Source organism: Micromonospora sp. NPDC093277, assembly GCF_044765245.1.
Taxonomy (GTDB): Bacteria; Actinomycetota; Actinomycetes; order Mycobacteriales; family Micromonosporaceae; genus Micromonospora.
This window is the reverse complement of sequence record NZ_JBIWJO010000008.1, coordinates 21,320-40,199: the sequence shown is the minus strand read 5'-3', so window position 1 is coordinate 40,199 and position 18,880 is coordinate 21,320. Positions and strand designations below refer to the sequence as shown.

Here is an 18,880-nt window from a genome sequence, read left to right as displayed (position 1 = left end):
GCGGCCCGCGGCTCGTCAGCTGACGGGCGGGGCCCGGGAGCCGACGGTCGCCGGGACCAGCCCGACCAGGACGCGCTGCCGGTCGCCCGGCACGGCCACGACCGCCCGACGCGACGCCGCCGGGTCGGCCACACCGACCGGGCCGACCGGCCCCTCGCCACTGCCGGCCCGCTCGACGCTGCCGGCCCGCTCGACGGCACCAGCCTGATCGGTGCTGCCGGCCCAACCGACGGCACGCGCCCGATTGATGGTGCCGGCCCGATCAGTGGTGCCAGCCGGGTCGGCGACGCCGGGCCGGTCGGCGATGGCTGCTCCCGGCCCGCTCCGGGCCGCGAAGACGGCGGCGCCGACCCGCAGGGTCAGGCTCTCGGCAGGGCTCGCAGCGAACCGGGGGGCCGCCTGCGCGGTCGCGGCCGGGCCGAGGGGCAACGCGGTGGCACCGAGCGAGCAGGCAACCAACACAGCCAGGCTGGCCAGCATGCGGGCCATCCAGCGCGCCACCCACCACAGGGGACAGGTGAGCGCGATCGGAAGCACGGCCCCAACCTACCGCCGATACCGCCGCACCGCACCGCCGCCGGGCGTGTCGCACCGGCCCGGATCCGGGCACTGAGCAGGGTGGACGGCCACCGTGCGAAGCGCCGGGGCACGATGCGCGCGGCTCAGCCCGGGTCGCGCTGCGTGGCGTACTCGACCGAACGGGGCCGCGGGACGCGGACCGTGTCCGGCCCGGCGGAGGTGGCCGGCGGGCGGGGCCGGCGGGACGGACCCAGCCGGCGCATCATCGGCGTCTCCACCCAGCGATGCAGGGCGGCGGCGAGCGGCAGGTTGGCCAGCAGGAAGCCGACCACCGCGAGCGGCCCCCACCAGCCGCGCAGCCCCACATGCCAGTACCCGGTGAGGCGCAGCACGGTCTGCATCAACAGGACGTGCACCAGGTAGAAGGCGAACGAGACCTCGCCAAGCCAGACCATCGGGCGGGACCGCCACGGGGTAGGCCGGCCGCGCACGTCGGCGTCCGCCGCCGCGGTGATGACCAGCAGGTACGCCACCGCGAGCAAGGCCGCCCAGAGTTCCGCCCGGATCCAGTACGCGGCGACCAGCCAGGTGGCGACGAACATCAGGCTGGCCACCCCGAGCCCCGGCCCCCGCCAGCGTCCCCGGCGCATCAGCTCGGCCGCGGCCACGCCCATCCAGAACTCCAGCGACCGCATCACCGGGAAGACCTGGGTGAACCACCACCGGTTCTCCTCGGGCACCAGGAGCTGGCCGGGCCAGAGGGCGACGATCAGCAGCGGCGCGGCTACCACCACCGCCCAGAGCAGGACGGGGCGGGCCCGGCGCACCGCGGGCAGCACGAACGGCAGGCACAGATAGAACGCCAACTCGCAGGAGAGCGACCAGCTCACCGTGTTGACGCTGTAGAAGTAGCCGGGGGTGGGGTTCCACGCCTGCACCAGGGCCAGGTTGCCCAGCGCGGCCCCGGGGGCCACCCGGTCGGCGAACCAGAACGCCACCAGCAGCGCCACCACGAACGTCACCAGATGGTTCGGGTAGATCTTGGCCAGCCGGCGGCGCAGGAAGGTACGCCGGGGCTCACCGTCCCGGTAGGACCAGACCAGCACGAATCCACTGAGGATGAAGAAGAACTCCACTCCGGACAGTCCGAGGGCGAACAGCCGATCCATCACGGCCTGGTAGTCGGGCTCGGCGATGATGCGCATCGTTCCGGCGTGGAAGCCGAAAACCAACAGGGCGGCGATCCAGCGCAACCCGGTCAGCGAGGGCAGCCGGACGGCGGGGTTGACCGTCGGGGTGGAGCTCACGCCGCGCAGCCGACCGTTGGCCGGGTCACCAGCACGCGCATCCTCCTCGGTGGTTCGCCGACGGGCGAATCGGGAAGCCGCCCGCGACGGCACACCGCGTGGCCGCCGCCGTCGGGCACCCTACCCGCTGCCGACCGGAGGCGCCGTACGCGCCACCGCCCCTCGTACGCCTGTTCGAACACGCGGTAGGATCGGCGGCGTGTCCGACCTCGCGTACCAGCCCTCGATGCTCGACTTCGACGCGCAGGGGCCGACCCTGGGCCCACTCGCCGACGGGCTACGCCGGCACGAGCTGAGCCGGGGTGCCTGGGTCGACCACCTGCCGGGCTGGGTGCGGGGTTCCGACGCGGTGCTCGACACGCTGCTGCACGACGTGCCCTGGCGGGCCGAGCGCCGCACCATGTACGACAGCAAGGTCGACGTCCCCCGCCTGCTCTGCTGGTACGCCGCCGGCCGGCCGCTGCCCCACCCGGTGCTCACCGAGGCACGCGAGGCGCTCACCCGGCACTACGCGGCCGAGCTGGGCGAGCCCTTCGTCACCGCCGGGATGTGCCTCTACCGGGACGGCCGGGACAGCGTGGCCTGGCACGGCGACACCCTGGGCCGCTCCGCGCACGTCGACACCATGGTCGCCATCGTCTCCTTCGGCTCGCCGCGCCCGCTGCTGCTGCGCCCCCGCGGCGGCGGGGCGAGCCTGCGTTTCCCGCTCGGCCACGGCGACCTGGTGGTGATGGGCGGGTCCTGCCAACGCACCTGGGAGCACGCGATCCCGAAGACCGCGCGCCCGGTCGGCCCCCGGGTCAGCGTCCAGTTCCGCCCCACCGGGGTGGCCTGACCCACCGGCCCACCCCGGTGGGGCGGCCCGGCGGCGTGGTACAAACAGCTCTCAGGGTCGATCACGCCCCCGTCACCTGACGACGCGAAGGGCCCAGCATGACCCAGTCCCCCACCGAGCCTCGATCTCGCTGGTCCCCCTGGCGGCTGCACGGCGACGGCCGGTCCGTACGGCCCGGCGACGTGGTGCATCCCGACGAACGGCTGTCCTGGCCGCGTACCGTCGGCGTCGGCGTGCAGCACGTCGTCGCGATGTTCGGCGCCACCTTCACCTGCTCGGCCTCTGCCCGAAGTTCGGGGCGTTGATCCTCACCGTGCCGGCCGGGGTGCTGGGCGGCGCCACCACCGCGCTGTACGGGCTGATCGCCGTCCTCGGCGCCCGGATCTGGATCGAGAACCGGGTCGACTTCCACGACCCGGTCAACCTGATGACCGCCGCCGTGGCGGTGATCATCGGGGCGGCCAACTACACGCTCACCGTCGGCGACCTCTCGTTCAACGGCATCGCCCTGGGCACCGCCGCCGCCCTGGTCATCCACCACGGCACGCGCCTCATCGCCCACCTCCGCAACACCACCCCCGACTCCCGCCCCAGCCCCGAACCCGAACTCTGACCCACCAGATCGGTTGATCAAGAGGTTTGCGCCGCCCAGAAGCGTTCCGGTGACGCAAACCTCTTGATCAACACGAGCATGGGGGGGTGGGTCAGTCGCGTTCGATCTGGTGGCCGACGACGGCGGGGCCGAGCATGACCGCGAAGCCGGAGCCGTCGCGGCGCGGGTCCGCGGGAGGCAGGTCCACCGGCTCGCCGTTGGCGGTCGCGCCGACCGGGCGCGGACCCACCCAGGCCACCGCCAGGTCCACCTCGCCCTTGAGGAAGCGCTGCGCCCGCACCCCACCGGTCGCCCGCCCCTTCGCGGGGTACGCCTTGAACGGCGTCACCTTGACGGTGGCGCCGGTCGAAGTGACCACCATCGGCTCGCCGTGCACCTTGTCGTCGGTGCGGACCGCGCTGAAGAAGACCACGTGCGCCCCGGCGGGCAGGTTGATGCCGGCCATGCCGCCGCCCTTGATGCCCTGCGGCCGGATCAGGGACGCCGCGAAGCGCAGCAGCGACGCCTCCGAGGAGACGAAGGCCAGGCTCTCCTCGCCGTCGGCGAGCCAGGTCGCCCCGACCACCTCGTCGCCGTCGCGTAGCGAGATCACCTCGAACTCGTCCGAACGGACCGGCCACTCGGGCGCGCAGACCTTGATCACCCCGTGCCGGGTGCCGAGCGCCAGGCCGGGCGACCCCTCGGCGGACGGGCCGAGCGGCGCCAGCCCCACCACCGTCTCCCCCGGCTCCAGCGGCGCCAACTCGGCTGCGGACATGCCGCCGCGCAGCGACACCGTGCCGGGCTGCTCGGGCAGCACCGGCAGCGGCAGTACGTCGATCTTGAAGGCCCGCCCGGCGCTGGTGACCAGCAGCACCCGGCCCCGCGCGGTCGAGTGGACGACGGCGCGTACCGCGTCGTGCTTGACCCGGCCGCTGCGCCGGCGCCCCTCGGTGGCCTCCTCCGACTCGGCCGCGGTCCTGGCGACCAGCCCGGACGCGGAGAGGATCACCTGGCACGGGTCGTCGGCGACCTCCAACGGCCCGGCCGGTACGGAGGCGGCCAGCACCTCCTTGAGGTCCCCGTCGACCAGCGTCGTGCGGCGCGGGGCATCAAACTGCTTGACCACGGCGGCCAGCTCGTCGGAGACCAGTTTCCGCAGCACCTTCTCGTCGTCGAGGATCCGCGACAGGTCGGCGATCTCGCCGCGCAGCTTCTCCTGCTCGGCCTCCAGCTCCAGCCGGTCGTACCTGGTCAGCCGGCGCAGCGGGGTGTCCAGAATATAGGTGGCCTGGATCTCGGAGAGCTTGAACTTCTGCATCAGGCCGTCCCTGGCGGCCTGGGCGTCCTCGCTGGCCCGGATCAGCCTGACCACCTTGTCGATGTCGAGCAGGGCGATCAGCAGACCGTCGACCAGGTGCAGCCGCTCCTCGCGCTTTCGCTTGCGGTACGCGCTGCGCCGGGTCGCCACCTCGTAGCGGTGGGCGAGGAAGACCTCCAGCAGCGCCTTGAGCCCCAGGGTCTGCGGCTGGCCGTCCACCAGCACCAGGTTGTTGATCCCGAAGGACTGCTCCAGCGGGGTGAGCCGGTAGAGGTCGGCCAGCAGTGCCTGCGGGTTGACCCCGACCTTGCACTCGACGACCAGCCGGGTGCCGTTCTCCCGGTCGGTGAGGTCCTTGACGTCGGCGATGCCGGAGAGCCGCTTGGTCTTGTTCACCTCGTTGGTGATCGCCGCGATCACCTTCTCAGCGCCGATGCCGTACGGCAGCTCGGTGACCGTGATGGCCTGCCGGCCCCGGCTGCCCTCCAGCGGGCCGATCTCCACCCGGCCCCGCATCCGCACCACGCCGCGCCCCGTCTCGTACGCCCGGCGCACCTCGTCGAGGCCGAGCAGCAGCCCGCCGGTGGGCAGGTCGGGGCCGGAAACGAACTCCATGAGCTTGTCCAGCGTGGCGGCCGGGTGGTTGATCAGCCAGCGAGCCGCCTGGACGACCTCGCCCAGGTTGTGCGGGATCATGTTGGTGGCCATGCCGACCGCGATCCCGGACGCGCCGTTGACCAGCAGGTTGGGGAAGGCCGCCGGCAGCACGGTGGGCTGGGTGAGCGAGCCGTCGTAGTTGGGCTCGACGTCGACGGTGTCCTCGCCCAGCTCGCCGACGAGCAGCATCGCCTCCCGGGACATCCGGGCCTCGGTGTAACGGGCCGCGGCCGGGCCGTCGTCCGGAGATCCAAAGTTTCCGTGCCCGTCGATGAGCGGGGCGTTGAGCGAGAAGTCCTGGGCGAGGCGGACCATCGCGTCGTAGATCGCGGCGTCGCCGTGCGGATGGTACTTGCCCATCACATCCCCGACAATTCGGGCACTCTTCACGTGTCCGCGGTCGGGGCGGTGGCCCTGCTCGTACATCGACCAGAGGATGCGCCGGTGCACCGGCTTGAGGCCGTCCCGCGCATCGGGCAGGGCCCGGGAGTGGATGACCGAGAAGGCGTACTCCAGGTAGGAGTCGGAGACCTCGGTGACCAGGGGGTTGTCGAAGACCCGCGCGCCGGCCCGGTCGAACGCGGACAGGTCGGCGCGGGCGCGGTCGTCCCTACGGCGTGCCATGGTTCAGCTTTCCTTCCGAAACGAACCCGATGGTCAGGCGTCGATGGCTTCGCGGTCGACCCGGTCGGCCGAGTCGATCAGCCAGTTGCGGCGGGGTTCGACCTTCTCCCCCATGAGCAGCTCAAGGATCTGCTCGGCGGCCTCGACGTCGTCGAGGGTGATCCGACGGACGGCCCGGGTGGCCGGGTTCATGGTGGTCTCCCAGAGCTCGTCGGCGTCCATCTCGCCGAGGCCCTTGAAGCGCGGGATCGGGGTGACGATCTGCTTGCCGGCCTTCTCCAGCTTGCGGACCGTCGCCTCCATCTCGGCCTGGGTGTAGGTGTAGACGGTCTGCGGGTTCCGCCCCTTGGTGGTGATCTTGTGCAAGGGCGGCATCGCGGCGTAGAGCCGGCCCGCCTCGATCAGCGGCCGCATGTACCGGGCGAAGAGCGTGATCAGCAGGGTACGGATGTGCGCGCCGTCCACGTCGGCGTCGGCCATGATGAGCACCCGGCCGTAGCGCAACGTGGAGAGGTCGAAGGTACGCCCCGAGCCGGCCCCGAGCACCTGCACGATGGCCGCGCACTCGGCGTTGTCCAGCACCTGCTGGAGGTTCGCCTTCTGCACGTTGAGGATCTTGCCGCGGATGGGCAACAGGGCCTGGTATTCCGAGGAGCGGGCCATCCGGCTCGTGCCGAGCGCGCTGTCACCCTCCACGATGAACAGCTCGCTGCGGTCCACCCCGGTGGCCCGGCAGTCGACCAGCTTGGCCGGCATCGACGCGCCCTCCAGGGCGGTCTTGCGCCGGGCCGCGTCCTTCTGCTGCTTCTGGGTGAGCCGGACCCGGGCCGCGTCGACGATCTTCTGGAGCACCGTACGGGCCTCGGCCTTGGTCCTCCGATCCTCCAGCCAGGACTTCAGGTGCTGCTCGACCAGGCCCTGGAGCACCTTCGTGATGCCGGCCGTGGAGAGCTCGTCCTTGGTCTGCGAGGTGAACTGCGGCTCCGGGATCCGCACGTGCACCACCGCGGTCATGCCCTCCAGGACGTCGTCCAGGGTCGGCGCGTCCTCCTTGGGCTTGAGCAGGCCGCGGGCGTTGCGGGCGGCCTCGGCGAGGGTACGCGCCAGAGCCCGCTCGAAGCCCTTGCGGTGGGTGCCGCCGTGCGCGTTGCGGATGGTGTTGGTGAAGCACTCGACGGTGCGCTCGTAGCCGGTGCCCCAGCGGAACGCGATCTCGACCTCGGCCCGGCGCTGCACGTTGGACTGCATCACGCCGTTGGCGTCGGCGGCGTTCTCCCGGTAGGTCCCCTCGCCGGTGACCAGCAGGGTGCCGGAGACCGGGCGGTCGCCGGCCGGGGCGAGGTATTCGACCATGTCGGTGAGGCCGTTGGGGAAGTGGAAGCTCTCCTCGACGACCTCCTCGCCGGTCTCGTCGCGCAGCCGGTACGCCACGCCGGGCACCAGGAAGGCGGTGTTGCGCAGCTTGAGCCGGACCGCGTCGGTGTCGAGCGCCGCACCGGTCTCGAAGTAGCGCGGGTCGTGCCACCAGCGGATCGAGGTGCCGGCGCGCTGGCCGCGCTTCATCGCGCCGACGATCTGCAGGCCCGGGCCGGGGCTGAACGGCGCCTCCGGCCCGTCGCCGTCGAAGATTCCCGGTACGCCGTGCCGGAACGACATCGCATGGATCTTGCCGCCGCGGCGGACCGTGACGTCGAACCGCCGGGAGAGTGCGTTGACCGCCGAGGCGCCCACCCCGTGCAGACCGCCGGAGGTCTTGTAGCCCGACCCGCCGAACTTGCCGCCCGCGTGCAGCCGGGTCAGCACCAGCTCGACGCCGGAGATGCCGGACTTGGCGTGCACGTCGGTGGGAATACCCCGGCCGTCGTCGTCCACCTGCACCGAGCCGTCGGCGTGCAGGATCACGTCGATCTTGGTGGCATGACCGGCGACACCCTCGTCGGTCGAGTTGTCGAGGATCTCGTTGACGAGGTGACCCACACCACGGCTGTCGGTCGAGCCGATGTACATGCCGGGGCGCTTGCGGACAGCGTCCAGCCCTTCCAGGTGCGTCAGGTCGTCGGCCCCGTACAGGGTCTCAGGCTGTGCGGTCAACTGGTCGTACTCCCAGGTCTCGGCGGTGTGGTGCCGCTCACCGGCTCGATCGCCACGGGCGGCGCGCCGGAGCGAGCCTAGCCCGGCACCCCGACAGAGCTGTGGCACCGGGTGCGGTGCGCCGTCCGGTTAGGCTGCGGCGGAGGTCCGTGCCGCAGCCGTTTCGAGGCTGTCGTGAGGCGAGGAGGGTCCGTGCAGGACAACGATCCGACACCCCGATTGTCTTCCCCGGCCACCGCCCGGAGCGATCCGGCCGGTTGGTTCGAGCGGCTCTACGCCGACGCCGAGCGGGGCGAGGCGGTCGTGCCGTGGGACCTCGAACGGGCGCATTCCCTGCTCAGCGAATGGACCGGGCGGACCCGGCCGGACGGATCCGGTCGGCGCGCCGCGGTCGTCGGGTGCGGCTTCGGTCGCGACGCCGAACATCTGGCCCGTCTCGGCTTCGACACCGTCGCCTTCGACATCTCCCCCACGGCGGTACGGGAGGCCCGCCGCCGCCACCCCGGCTCCCCGGTCCGGTACGAGACCGCCGACCTGCTCGACCCGCCGGGCGACTGGCTGGACGGGTTCGACTTCGTGCTGGAGAGCATGAACGTGCAGGCACTTCCGGCCGAGCTGCGGCAGCGGGCGATCCCGGCGGCGGGCCGGCTGGTGGCGCCGGGCGGGGCGCTGCTGGTGATCGCGGCCGGCCGACGGGACGACGAGGTCGTCGAGGACCCGCCCTGGCCGCTGACCCGGGCCGAGGTCGACGCCTTCGCGGCCGGTCCGCTGGTCCCGGCGCGGGTCGAGGAGATCGTCGCTGACGACGGTGGGCTCCGCTGGCGCGCGGAGTTCCGCCGGGCCTGAGGACCCAGCCTCCCCCACGGCGTGCTCAGGCGTCCGTCGCCGGCCCGCTGAGTTGCAGCAGAAGCGGGCCGGCGGGGCCGGCGACCAGGTCGCTGAGGCGTACCCCGTCAAGCACGTCGAGGAAGGCGGCCTGGGCCCGGCGCAGCTCGCCGCGGAGCCGGCAGCCCGGGACCAGCGGGCACGCGGACTCCTCGCAGGACACCACCTCGTCGTCCCCTTCGAAGGCCCGGACCACCTGGCCGACGGTCAACTCGCCGGCGTGCTCGGCGAAGGCCACGCCGCCGGAGCGGCCGCGGACGGTCACCAGCGCGCCCAGCCGCTGCAACCGCTGCACCACCTTGGCGACGTGGCTGCGGGGCAGCGCCAACCGCGTGGCGATCTCGTCCACCGTCGTCCGGGCCGGGGACGCGGCGGTGAGCATGGCGATCCGCAGGGCCATGTCCGTCGACCGGTTGAGTTTCACCGTTCGAACGTAGCCACCGGCGGAGCCCAGCGACATGGGCCGATGCGCCGGGTTGCCGCGCTGTGACCAGGGCTACCCCGGACCCGGGACCTTCGACCCTAAAGAGGAATCCTTTATTCCCATTGATTGGGGTTCGACCCAGTCGAAGCGAAGGAGTAGTTGTGCTCTCGGAATCCTCAGCAGCGGTGGTGGCGGCCACCCTGCCCGCCGTGCAGGCTCACGGCGAGGCCATCACCGGCCGTTTCTACCAGCGGATGTTCGACGCCCACCCGGAACTGCTCGACATCTTCAACCGGGGCAACCAGGCCACCGGGCAGCAGAAGGCCGCGCTCGCCGGCGCCGTGGTCGCGTACGCCGAGCACCTGACCGGTGGCGGCACGGTGCCGTGGGGTCCGATCCTGGACCGGATCGCACACAAGCACGCCTCGCTCGGCATCACCGCCGCCCAGTACCCGATCGTCGGGCGGCACCTGCTCGCCGCGGTCGGCGAGGTGCTCGGCGACGCCGTCACCCCGGAGGTCGCGGCGGCCTGGGACGAGGTGTACTGGCTGCTGGCCTGTGAGCTGATCGCCCGGGAGGCACGCCTCTACACCGTTGCCGGGGTGGCCGAGGACGGCTCGGTGTGGCGGGACTGGCGGGTCGTGGAGAAGATCTGGGAGACCCCGGAGGTCGTGTCGTTCGCCCTGGCGCCGGCCGACGGCGGGCCGGTACCCACCTTCACCCCGGGCCAGTACGTCTCCGTGGCGGTCGACCTCGACCACGGACAGGGCCAGCAGATCCGGCAGTACAGCCTCTCCGGGCCGCCCGGCGCCGACCGCTGGCGGATCACCGTCAAGCGGGTACGCGGCACCGACGGCGCACCCGACGGCATGGTCTCCACCTACCTGCACGAGCAGGTGGACACCGGCGACACGCTCCGGCTCAGCCCGCCCTTCGGGGAGGTCAGCGCGGTCGGCGACGGCGGGCCGCTGCTGCTGGTCAGCGCCGGTATCGGACTCACCCCGGCGATGGCGGCGCTGGCGCACCTGGCCACCACCGAACCGGAACGCCCGGTGGCGCTGGTGCACGCCGACCGGAGCGCCGCCGCGCACGCCCGCCGCCACGAACTGCCCCGACTCCAGGAACGGCTGCCGAACCTGTCGGTGCGGCTCTGGTACGAGAACGCCGCCGACGGCGAACTGGCCGGGCTGAAGGCGGAGATCGCGGCCGGCCTGGTCGACCCGGAGCTGATCCCGCTCGCCCCCGGGGCACGGGTGCACCTGTGCGGCCCGGTGCCGTTCATGGCCGGGGTCCGGAGCGGCCTGCTGCGCCGGGGCGTACCGGCCGAGCAGATCGCGTACGAGGTGTTCGGCCCGGGGATGCTGCAGAACTGAAGCGGCGTCACCGAGGTGGGGCCGGCGTCGGAACTCCGACCCGGCCCCCGTCGCCGCGTCAGGCCCAGTGCCCGACCACCGCGGCGAACACCAGCAGGGCGGCGACCAGCTCGACCATCCCGACCCGGACCGGAGTCAACCGGCGGCCGGGCAGCAGCGCCGCGCGGAGCAGCAGCAGCGCGAAGACGCCCGCCACCGCCGAACCCCACCCGGCGGCCACCGCCACCACCAGCGCCGCGAGGTGGTACGCGCCGGACGCCCACCGGTAGCCGACGCTGTCCCGCTCCCGGATCATGGTCTTGACGTAGAGCACCGTGCCGACCAGGTACGCGCCGACCGCCACCGCCACCGCGGCCAGCTCGGCGGGCCGGACCCCGGCAACGGTGGCCACCACGAACACCATCAGCACGCTCTGCGCCACCGAGGCGAGGTCGTTGAGCAGAGCCCGCTCCCGACGCAGCCGGGCATATCCGACGTTGACGGCGACGAGCAGCGCGTACAGCGGGGCGTAGCCGAGGATCCCGGGCCGGGCGAACAGCACCGGCGCGACCAGCACCGCGGTCACCGCGCCGTAGAGCAGCAGCTGCGGGCGTACCCGGTCGGTTCGGCCGGTCTTCACCGCCAGCAGCGCGTAGTAGCAGAAGAGGTAGCCGGCCAGCCAGGCGCCGAGCAGCGGCAGGTGCGGCCAGCGCAGGCCGGTGACGCAGACCGCCGTGAGGTACGGGAGAAGCAGCATCGCCCAGGCGCCGTGCTGCGGCGGCAGGTACCGGTGCCGGCGGGACCGGACCGGCCGGGTCGCCTGCCGCGGTGGTGCCGACCGGGCCGCCACCGGCGGGATGCTCATCCGCGGGCGACCGTGAGCAGCACGACCGCGTCCTCGTCGGCGCGCAGCGCGTGCCGGGCGTCCGGGATCACCAGCAGATCCCCCGCCTCCCCCGGCCAGCACCGGTCCTGCGCGGTGAGCCGGACCCGGCCGCGCAGCACCTGCAGCGTCGCGTCACCGGGGCTGGCGTGCTCCGCCAGCTCGTGCCCGGCCACGAGGGCGATCAGCGTCTGCCGCAGCGAGGTGCTGGGACCGCCGTACACCGTTCGGGCGCTGCGCCCGCTGTCGGTGGCGCGGGCCAACGCGAGCTGGTCCTCGGCGAGCGCGGAGAGCGAGGATGCGGAGACCACCGGTCACCTCCGGGAGACGGTTCGGGCGAGGCGCGCCATAAAACCGGAGCCAGCGTTACCTCTTTATCAGTCTCGCCGCTTCCCGCGCCGCCGGCCAGGGGCTTTGGTCACTGTTCCGAATCTCCACCGGCGACCCGGACACCCTTGGCTACCCACCGGTAGCTTCCCGCCGTACGCTGAGCCGGTGAGCGCGGAGTACACCCAGGAGTTCGTCGACGTCGACGGGGCACGCCTCGGCGTCCAGGTCTACCCGGAGCCGGACGGGCCGCCCGGTGCGCCGGTGGTGGTGATCTGGCCGGCGATGGGCGTACGGGCCCGCTACTACCGGCCCTTCGCGGCCGCGCTGCGCGACGCCGGGCTGGCCGTGATCGTGATCGACCTGCGGGGCACCGGCGCGAGCACCCCGACGCCCGCCCGCACCTGCCGGTACGGCTACGCCGAACTGGCCGCCGACGTACGCGTGGTGCTCGACGCGCTCAAGCCCCGGCTGGACGGCCGGGTCCGGATGCTGCTCGGGCACTCCCTCGGCGGGCAGGTCGCGGTGCTGCACCAGGCCCTGCACGACGCCGAGGCGGTGGACGGGCTGGCCCTGGTGGCGGTCGGCCTGCCCTGGTGGCGCCGTTACCCGGGGCTGCACGGCTGGCGTGTGCTGGCGTCCACCCAGGGGATCGCGGCGGCCACCCGGCTGCTCGGTGTCTGGCCCGGCTGGGGGTTCGGCGGCCGGCAGGCGCGCGGAGTGATCCGGGACTGGGCGCACACCGCCCGGACCGGCCGGTTTCCGGCGCTCGACGGGGTTGACGCCGAGGCGGCGGTCCGGCTTGTCCGCACCCCGATCCTCGCGGTCAGCGTGGACGACGACCAGTACACCCCGCACGAGACGCTGGACCACCTCTGCGCCAAGCTCACCGCCGCCCCGGTGACCCGGCACCGTTACCCGGTGGCCGAGGCCGGCGCCCCGCTGGACCACTTCACCTGGGTACGCGCCGCCACCCCGCTGGCCGCCCGGATCGCCGAGTTCGCCGCCGCCCTCCCGCGACGCTGAGTCGGGAGCACCCGCGAGATTCCCGCCGACCGGCGACAGCGGCCGGTGCAGCAGGCGGGGCGGCAGGTCGCTGGAGGTGGTAGCCCACCTTGGCGTAGCCGGTCGGAACGCGGGTAAGCCCCACCGCCCGAACACGGCGGAGGGGGATCAGATGTTCGAACGGCACACGGCGTTACGTTCGATGCACGATCTGGGCCTGGCGGCCTGGTTCGGCGGATCGCTGATGGGTGCGCTCGGCCTCAACGGCGCGGCGGCGAAACTCGACGACTCCAGGCAGCGGCTGCCGGTGGCGTCGGCCGGCTGGGCGCGCTGGACCCCGGTCAACGCGGCGGCGATCGGCACCCACCTCGCCGGTGCGGTCGGCGAGTTGGTCACCGAGAGCCCGCGGATGGCCGCACAGGCCGGGGTGGGGAAGGTCAGCGCGGTGAAGACCGGGTTGACGCTGGGCGCGCTGGCGGTGACCGGATACAGCCGGCTGCTCGGCATGAGGCTGCGGCGGGCGGGCGGGCCGCCCGTGGACGGGGTCACCGAACCGAACGTGCAGACCCCCACCGACGTTGCCTCCTGGCAGCGGCAGTTGAAGCTGCTCCAATGGGCGGTCCCGGCGTTGACCGGCACGCTCGTGGTGGTCACGGCGTACATGGGCGAGCAGCAGAAGCCGGGCCAGGTGCTCCGGGGCATGCTCGGCCGGGCCGGTGGGCTGAGGTCGTCGTCGAAGACGATCGGCAAGGCGGTCGGGATGGGCGCGCCGAGGATCGGCAAGGTCGTCATGGGCTCGCCGACGAGGATCGCCAAGGTCGCCGCGATGGGCGCGGCGACCCGGCACCTGGTCACGGCCGGTCGTTGACCGCATCGGCCGACGGCGCACAACGGCGTGGCCGTGGGCCCCGGCGGAAGGTCGACCCGGCATGACCGGGCGGATGACGGGCATTCAGCCCGGCACGGGAACCCAGCCAGGTGAGGTGGCGATGAGCAGCAAGAAGCGCCCGAGCAGGGGCGAGGGACGGGGGCCGGAGGCCGCCGCGCCGTGGGGCACCACCGACGGCTTCGACGCCGATCCGCCCTGGGGCGCCGGCGAGGACGCGCCGATGGACGAGGGCAGTGAGGAGCCCGCGGTTGCCGAGGGCCGCCGTGGCGAACGCCGGGCGGCCGGAGCCGCGCCGGGTGGGCCGCCGGCCGGGCGGCACGGCTTCGGCTCGGTGGAGCCGACCCGCGTCGCCGAGGCGGGACCCGGCGCACCGCCGGATCCAGGGCCCTCCGCACGGACCTTTCCCGACGACAGCGCCGAGGGGGATCTTCCGGACAACGCGCTGGAGGAGGCCACGGGCATGCACCCGGAAGGTGTGACCCGGCGAGGTTGACCCTCGGGTCACGCGCCGACGGCGAGCCCGCCATCTCCGGCGGGCTCGCCGCGTTCCGCTCTGCGCAAGATCGTGCTCGATCAGGAAGTAGTGGTGTCGCGGCGATCGGGATGCCACTGGATTCAGGATCGAGCGCGATCTTGTCGGTGGGCGATGGGGTGAACGGTCGGCACGGCGGAGGTCATCCCCCGACGGGCCGGAGGGCGGGCGGTGCTTCTCGTGTGACGTCACGACCGGTGGCGGCGCTGAGGGACACGAGATGGACACGCACCGGATGGACCAGGAAACCGTCGAGCGACTGCTCGACGGTTCCGTTCCTCACGGGCACGACGGTCTGCGGATGCTCGTCCGACTCCTCGCCGCCGTCCGCGCCGCGCCCCGCCCGCACGAACTCGCCGGCGAGGCCGCCGCCGTGCGGGCGTTCCGGATGACGTACGCCGTCGGCGGCCCGGTGCACCCCGGGCCGGTTCGGCCCCGACCCGGCGGCGTCACCACCGGCCCCGGTCAGCGCCCCGACCCAGCGGCGTGACCGGGGCGCGACTGCGTCCGACCGGTCCGGACCGCACGATCGGTCCGGGCCACACGAGCGGACGGCTCAGCGCTTGCGGGGACGCCGGCCGACGCTGCTGCGGTCCCGGCCGTACGCGTCGGCGCGCCCCCAGCGGCCGGGCACATCCAGCAGTTCGATCTGGCCGTAACCCTCCGGGATCACCGGGTCCGCCAGCAGGTGCTCGCCGCATGGGTTCAGCCCGAGCATGGTGGAGAGCAGCATCAGCAGCGCCCCGGAGGCCCACGACTGGGGTCGACCGGCCATCGGGAGCTGCACCGGGTACTTGGTCAGCGGGCGCGGGTAGCCGGCGATCACCTCGGGCACCGAGCCACTGACCGTCTCCACCACGGCGAACATCCCGGCCGCGACCTGGGCCGCTTCCTCGTCGTACCCGTAGCGGCGCAGGCCGGCGGCGACGATCGCGTTGTCCGACGGCCAGACCGCGCCCAGGTGCGCGCCGACGGGGTTGTACGGCCGCTGGCCGACGGCGTACGTGCGCACCCCCCAACCGGAGAAGAGTTCCGGTCCGAGCAGGTGCGCGGCGAGCATGCCGGCCCGCTCCGGCTCGACGATGCCGCTCCACAGCAGATGCCCGAGGTTGGAGGTGAGCGCGTCGACGGGCTCGCCGTCCGGGGTCAGCGCGAACGCGTAGTACTCACGCTGCGGCAGCCAGAAGTCGCGGTTGAACCGCTCCCGCAGCGCCGCCGCCCGGGCCTCCAGTTGGTCGGCGTACGCCGGGTCGCCCCAGATCTGACGGGCCAGCCGGGCGCCCCGGAGCATCGCATCGTACGCGTACCCCTGCAGCTCGCTGGTGGCCCGAGGGAACGCGGGTACGTGGCCGTGCCGGTCCACGACGGCGTCGGGCGAGTTGCGCCACACCTGGTTGGCCACCCCGTTGACGGTGTTGTGCGGTTGGTAGCGCAGGTAGCCGTCGCCGATCGGGTCGCCGTAGTCGGTGATCCAGTCCAGCGCGCTCCGGGCGGGGTGGCGAAGTTCCCGGACCAGTTCGACGTCGCCGCTCCAGCGCTCGTACTCGTCGAGCAGGATGACGAAGAGCGGGCTGGTGTCGGCCGCGCCGTAGTAGACCGCGGTCGGCTGCTCCTCGAACGCGGCCGCCTCGCCGTACCGCAGCTCGGAGAGGATCTTGCCGGGCTCCTCGTCGTGCAGGTCGTCGAGTTGGCTGCCCTGGACCAGGGCCAACATGCGCAGCGTGGCGGGGGTCAGCTCGGGGGTGAACGGCAGCGTCTCCAGGCAGGTGATGAGGGCGTCCCGGCCGTACAGGGTCATCGCCCAGGGCAGTCCGCCCACCGGTACCCGTTCGGTGTACGACAGCGGCAGGTAGCGCAGCGCCGCGAGGTCCGCCAGTGCCTGCTCGTACGCCTTCACCAGGGACCGCCGGTTGCCGGCGAGCTGCGGCGCCTCGTCGAACCACCGTCTGAGGTCCGCGCGCATGTCCTGGCGGGCCTGCTGGCGGTCCGTCTCCAGGCTGCGCCGCAGGTCCCGCCCGCCGGCGCCGTGGATGATCGTCTCGACGTACAGGTCGGTGTGCCACTCGCCGTCCGCGTCGACCCGGATCCGGAAGGTCATGCCACCCTGGTCGACGTCCACCGGCGCGGTGCTGGACACGACGGTTTCCCGGGCGAACTGCTCGCGCTGGTAGCAGATCCGCAGCTGCCGGTCGGCCGAAGCGGCGGTGATCACCGGTCGGCGCGGCACGGGTTGACGGATCTCGGCGGTGTCGGCGAAATCGGTCGCGATTTCCATCCGTACGGTGAGCTCGGTGGGCTTCGCCGAGTGGTTGAGCACGGTGATCCGCTCGTGCAGGCCCACGTCGATGGAGCGGTGCCGGATCACCGACACGTCGGCGTCCACGTAGTGGCTGGCTGCCCCGGGCACGACCACGAACCGCGTCTCGAAGTAGGCCAGGTCGTCCCGGGACAGCGCGTGCAGCCGCTCCCCGTCGAGGGTGAGCACCCAGTGGGACAGGAACCGGGTGTCGAAGGAGAACAGGCCCGTCGGCACCCGCGGATCGACCTCCATGTCGCCTTCCGCGTCGCTGAGCGCGAACGAGTTGCCGGCGAGGACGTGTGCCAGGTTCGGCGTCATCGCGCCTCCGTCCGGGTCGCGGGCCGCGTACGCCGGTCGGCGTTACGGGGGTGCCGGGCCTCGGACGGACCCGGGAAGAGCCGGCGCAGCGTCAGCAGCAGCCGCATGTCGCCCTGCACGTTGATGTCGTTGCGCAGCAGCGCCGCCACCAGGCGCGGGTAGCCGGCGGCGAGTTGGTCGAAGACGGCCCGGTCGGCGTGGACGACCGTGTCGGCGTCCGCGGTGGATCGGCCCACCTGGACGTTCTGGTGGTCGATGGTCAGATACCAGTGGTCGGTGGTTCCGCCGTCGTGCAGGTCGAGGCGGACCGTGCCGGCCGTGCCCTCCGGCAGCTCGGGGTGCCGGCCGGCAGCCTGCTCGATCAGCCGCTCCGCCATCGAGTCGCCCATCTGTCCCCTCCCCGTGTCCAATGGTCCCCGCAGGTTCCCCGCCGGGCGGGTGAGCCCAACTCGCCCGATCCGGGTGAGTTGGGCCTGCCGCACGGGCGAGTGACGGGTGCGGGATGGGACGGAGGAATCTAAATGACACGGGACGCGACGACGGACCGGGTGCTGACCGCGCTGCTGGCCATGCAGCGCCAGTCCTGGGAACAGGGGGTGACCGGGCACGCCCTGCTCGATCTGGGCCTGGACGAGTTGGCCGTGCTGGTCGCCGACGCGGCGGTGACCCGGCAGCACCCGGACGGCCGGCTCGGCGACGTCTCGGGCGAGGCCGGCGCGGTCAACGGCGCCGCCTGCGGCGAGGCGGTCCGGCACGCGGCGTCGACCGACGGGGATCCCTGCTGGCCGGCAGCCCTGGCGGCGCAGCTCGACTGGCTGGTGACGCGGGCGCCCCGGGCCGCCGACGGCACCCTGTTCCACCTGCTCGACAACCGCCAGGTCTGGCCGGACACCGTGTACATGGTGGTGCCGCTGCTCGCCCTGCTGGGCCGGACCGATGTTGCCGCCGCACAGGTCGCCGGGCACCGCCGCCGGCTGTACGACGAGCGCACCGGCCTCTACGCGGCGCGGTGGGACGAGGACCGGGGCGAGCTGGACCGGGCCGAGCACTGGGGCACCGGCAACGGCTGGGTGGTCGCCGGGATCGCGCGGGCGCTGCGTCTCGCGCCGGGCTGGCCGGCCGGGCTACGCGACGAGCTGGCCGGGCACGCCCGGGCGGTGCTGGACGCCTGCCTGGCCCACCGCGCCGACGACGGGTTGTTCCACGACGTGCTCGACGACCCCGGCACGTTCCGCGAGGCGAACACCGCGCAGATGCTGGCGTACGCGGCGCTGACCGGGGTGGCGGACGGTTGGCTGCCGGCGACCTGGCTGGACGTCGGCGCGGACCTGCTGGCAGCCGCGGGCCGGCGGATCGACCGGTACGGACGGGTGACCGGGGTGAGCGGGGCGCCCGACTTCGCGGGACCGGGCACCTCGCCCGAGGCGCAGGCGTTCCACCTGCTCGGGCAGTCGGCACTGGGCCGGGCCCGGGCGGCGGTCACCCCCGCGCGATGAGCCCGCGCACGTACGCGGCCTGGCCGACGTGCTGGAGGTCGTCGGCCAGCACGCTCAGCAGCCGGACGCCGAGGGTGACCGGCGGGTCCCAGGTCGGGTCGACCACCCGGTCCAGGTCGGCGGGGCGAAGCCCGCGCAGGTACGCCCGGGTCCGGTCGACCACGGCCCGGTGGTAGTCGACGAGCACCCGGCCGTTCTCCGGGCGTACCGCGGCGATCTGGTCGGGGCCGTGACCGAAGCCGGTGTCGTCCGGGTCGGGTTCGAGCCCCAGCCGGCCCGCCCAGTCGCCGGTGGTCCAGAGCTGCGCCTCCCCGAGCACGGCGGCGACGTGGTGGTCCTGGATCCGGGTCAGGTGCCAGACCAGCCAGCCGACCGGGTTCGCCCCGGCTGCCGGGGCCTGGCGCAGCTGTTCCGGGCTCAGCCCGGCGACGGCGGACTCCACCAGCCCGGGCAGCCGCCCGTACGCGTCGATCAGCAGGTCGTTCACGTCCATGGTCCACGCTCCTCCGTCGGTGCCACCCGGG

At 73.2% G+C, this 18,880-nt stretch carries 20 protein-coding genes; 10 read left to right on the top strand and 10 right to left on the bottom strand.

The window, feature by feature from the left end; genetic code table 11:
- Window positions 1–15: 15 nt before the first annotated feature.
- Both ACIRG9_RS18985 and ACIRG9_RS18980 read right to left on the bottom strand, forming a co-directional pair.
- Window positions 16–537, bottom strand: a complete 522-nt coding sequence (locus tag ACIRG9_RS18985) for a hypothetical protein (protein ID WP_402857219.1) — start codon at window positions 535–537, stop codon at window positions 16–18.
- Window positions 538–662: 125 nt separating this feature from the next.
- The gene (locus ACIRG9_RS18980; RefSeq protein ID WP_402857217.1) at window positions 663–1,826 is read right to left on the bottom strand and encodes an acyltransferase family protein; all 1,164 of its coding nucleotides are present in this window, start codon (window positions 1,824–1,826) and stop codon (window positions 663–665) included.
- 199 nt (window positions 1,827–2,025) lie between these two features.
- On the opposite strand from ACIRG9_RS18980, the gene ACIRG9_RS18975 reads away from it, so the two are divergent.
- The 3 genes from ACIRG9_RS18975 (at window position 2,026) to ACIRG9_RS18965 (ending at window position 3,274) form a co-directional block, all read left to right on the top strand.
- The gene (locus ACIRG9_RS18975) at window positions 2,026–2,661 is read left to right on the top strand and encodes an alpha-ketoglutarate-dependent dioxygenase AlkB (protein WP_402857215.1); all 636 of its coding nucleotides are present in this window, start codon (window positions 2,026–2,028) and stop codon (window positions 2,659–2,661) included.
- A 98-nt stretch (window positions 2,662–2,759) separates the two neighbouring features.
- The gene (locus tag ACIRG9_RS18970) at window positions 2,760–2,966 is read left to right on the top strand and encodes a hypothetical protein (protein ID WP_402857213.1); all 207 of its coding nucleotides are present in this window, start codon (window positions 2,760–2,762) and stop codon (window positions 2,964–2,966) included.
- The gene (locus ACIRG9_RS18965; protein ID WP_402857211.1) at window positions 2,963–3,274 is read left to right on the top strand and encodes a solute carrier family 23 protein; all 312 of its coding nucleotides are present in this window, start codon (window positions 2,963–2,965) and stop codon (window positions 3,272–3,274) included. The genes ACIRG9_RS18970 and ACIRG9_RS18965 overlap by 4 nt, the downstream gene beginning before the upstream one ends.
- 91 nt (window positions 3,275–3,365) lie before the next feature.
- On the opposite strand, the gene ACIRG9_RS18960 is transcribed toward ACIRG9_RS18965, so the two are convergent.
- Complete coding sequence (locus tag ACIRG9_RS18960) at window positions 3,366–5,855, bottom strand: DNA topoisomerase (ATP-hydrolyzing) subunit A (protein ID WP_402857209.1); 2,490 nt, start codon at window positions 5,853–5,855, stop codon at window positions 3,366–3,368.
- A 33-nt stretch (window positions 5,856–5,888) separates the two neighbouring features.
- Window positions 5,889–7,946: a type IIA DNA topoisomerase subunit B gene (locus ACIRG9_RS18955; protein WP_402857207.1), complete on the bottom strand. Its 2,058-nt coding sequence runs from the start codon at window positions 7,944–7,946 to the stop codon at window positions 5,889–5,891.
- A gap of 192 nt (window positions 7,947–8,138) precedes the next feature.
- On the opposite strand from ACIRG9_RS18955, the gene ACIRG9_RS18950 reads away from it, so the two are divergent.
- On the top strand, window positions 8,139–8,792 hold the full coding sequence (locus ACIRG9_RS18950) for a class I SAM-dependent methyltransferase (protein WP_402857205.1): 654 nt from the start codon (window positions 8,139–8,141) through the stop codon (window positions 8,790–8,792).
- Between the two features lie 25 nt (window positions 8,793–8,817).
- Here the strand turns inward: ACIRG9_RS18950 and ACIRG9_RS18945 are convergent, their stop codons facing one another.
- Window positions 8,818–9,255, bottom strand: a complete 438-nt coding sequence (locus tag ACIRG9_RS18945; protein WP_402857203.1) for an RrF2 family transcriptional regulator — start codon at window positions 9,253–9,255, stop codon at window positions 8,818–8,820.
- 161 nt (window positions 9,256–9,416) lie between these two features.
- Here ACIRG9_RS18945 and ACIRG9_RS18940 point away from each other — a divergent pair, with 161 nt between their 5' ends.
- Entirely contained in the window at window positions 9,417–10,628 is a 1,212-nt protein-coding gene (locus tag ACIRG9_RS18940; protein ID WP_402857201.1) for a globin domain-containing protein, read from the top strand.
- Between the two features lie 58 nt (window positions 10,629–10,686).
- Here ACIRG9_RS18940 and ACIRG9_RS18935 read toward each other — a convergent pair whose 3' ends face one another.
- Complete coding sequence (locus ACIRG9_RS18935; RefSeq protein ID WP_402857199.1) at window positions 10,687–11,472, bottom strand: YwiC-like family protein; 786 nt, start codon at window positions 11,470–11,472, stop codon at window positions 10,687–10,689.
- Window positions 11,469–11,801, bottom strand: coding sequence for a cupin domain-containing protein (locus ACIRG9_RS18930; protein WP_402857197.1), 333 nt, complete (start codon window positions 11,799–11,801; stop codon window positions 11,469–11,471). The genes ACIRG9_RS18935 and ACIRG9_RS18930 overlap by 4 nt, the downstream gene beginning before the upstream one ends.
- Before the next feature lie 184 nt (window positions 11,802–11,985).
- On the opposite strand from ACIRG9_RS18930, the gene ACIRG9_RS18925 reads away from it, so the two are divergent.
- The 4 genes from ACIRG9_RS18925 to ACIRG9_RS18910 all read left to right on the top strand — a co-directional run bounded on the left by ACIRG9_RS18925 (window position 11,986) and on the right by ACIRG9_RS18910 (window position 14,733).
- Entirely contained in the window at window positions 11,986–12,843 is an 858-nt protein-coding gene (locus ACIRG9_RS18925) for an alpha/beta fold hydrolase (protein ID WP_402857195.1), read from the top strand.
- Between the two features lie 151 nt (window positions 12,844–12,994).
- Entirely contained in the window at window positions 12,995–13,690 is a 696-nt protein-coding gene (locus tag ACIRG9_RS18920; RefSeq protein ID WP_402857194.1) for a hypothetical protein, read from the top strand.
- 121 nt (window positions 13,691–13,811) lie between these two features.
- Entirely contained in the window at window positions 13,812–14,204 is a 393-nt protein-coding gene (locus ACIRG9_RS18915; RefSeq protein WP_402857193.1) for a hypothetical protein, read from the top strand.
- A gap of 259 nt (window positions 14,205–14,463) precedes the next feature.
- On the top strand, window positions 14,464–14,733 hold the full coding sequence (locus tag ACIRG9_RS18910) for a hypothetical protein (protein WP_402857192.1): 270 nt from the start codon (window positions 14,464–14,466) through the stop codon (window positions 14,731–14,733).
- A gap of 66 nt (window positions 14,734–14,799) precedes the next feature.
- On the opposite strand, the gene ACIRG9_RS18905 is transcribed toward ACIRG9_RS18910, so the two are convergent.
- Both ACIRG9_RS18905 and ACIRG9_RS18900 read right to left on the bottom strand, forming a co-directional pair.
- On the bottom strand, window positions 14,800–16,860 hold the full coding sequence (locus tag ACIRG9_RS18905; RefSeq protein ID WP_402857191.1) for a glycogen debranching N-terminal domain-containing protein: 2,061 nt from the start codon (window positions 16,858–16,860) through the stop codon (window positions 14,800–14,802).
- Entirely contained in the window at window positions 16,857–17,249 is a 393-nt protein-coding gene (locus ACIRG9_RS18900) for an SCP2 sterol-binding domain-containing protein (protein ID WP_402857190.1), read from the bottom strand. The genes ACIRG9_RS18905 and ACIRG9_RS18900 overlap by 4 nt, the downstream gene beginning before the upstream one ends.
- Before the next feature lie 132 nt (window positions 17,250–17,381).
- Between ACIRG9_RS18900 and ACIRG9_RS18895 the strand changes: the two genes are divergently transcribed.
- A complete protein-coding gene (locus ACIRG9_RS18895; protein ID WP_402857189.1) occupies window positions 17,382–18,356 on the top strand; it encodes a glycoside hydrolase family 88 protein in 975 nt (324 codons plus the stop codon).
- Here ACIRG9_RS18895 and ACIRG9_RS18890 read toward each other — a convergent pair.
- A complete protein-coding gene (locus tag ACIRG9_RS18890; RefSeq protein WP_402857187.1) occupies window positions 18,340–18,849 on the bottom strand; it encodes a DinB family protein in 510 nt (169 codons plus the stop codon). The two genes, ACIRG9_RS18895 and ACIRG9_RS18890, sit on opposite strands and share 17 nt — an antisense overlap.
- Between the last annotated feature and the right edge of the window lie 31 nt (window positions 18,850–18,880).

Coding starts and splice junctions, on each gene's coding strand:
- ACIRG9_RS18970 (WP_402857213.1), top strand. CDS start 2,760: ATGACCCAGTCCCCCACCGAGCCTCGATCTCGCTGGTCCCCCTGGCGG.
- ACIRG9_RS18960 (WP_402857209.1), bottom strand. CDS start 5,855: ATGGCACGCCGTAGGGACGACCGCGCCCGCGCCGACCTGTCCGCGTTC.
- ACIRG9_RS18935 (WP_402857199.1), bottom strand. CDS start 11,472: ATGAGCATCCCGCCGGTGGCGGCCCGGTCGGCACCACCGCGGCAGGCG.
- ACIRG9_RS18920 (WP_402857194.1), top strand. CDS start 12,995: ATGTTCGAACGGCACACGGCGTTACGTTCGATGCACGATCTGGGCCTG.
- ACIRG9_RS18915 (WP_402857193.1), top strand. CDS start 13,812: ATGAGCAGCAAGAAGCGCCCGAGCAGGGGCGAGGGACGGGGGCCGGAG.
- ACIRG9_RS18910 (WP_402857192.1), top strand. CDS start 14,464: ATGGACACGCACCGGATGGACCAGGAAACCGTCGAGCGACTGCTCGAC.
- ACIRG9_RS18905 (WP_402857191.1), bottom strand. CDS start 16,860: ATGACGCCGAACCTGGCACACGTCCTCGCCGGCAACTCGTTCGCGCTC.
- ACIRG9_RS18900 (WP_402857190.1), bottom strand. CDS start 17,249: ATGGGCGACTCGATGGCGGAGCGGCTGATCGAGCAGGCTGCCGGCCGG.
- ACIRG9_RS18895 (WP_402857189.1), top strand. CDS start 17,382: ATGACACGGGACGCGACGACGGACCGGGTGCTGACCGCGCTGCTGGCC.
- ACIRG9_RS18890 (WP_402857187.1), bottom strand. CDS start 18,849: ATGGACGTGAACGACCTGCTGATCGACGCGTACGGGCGGCTGCCCGGG.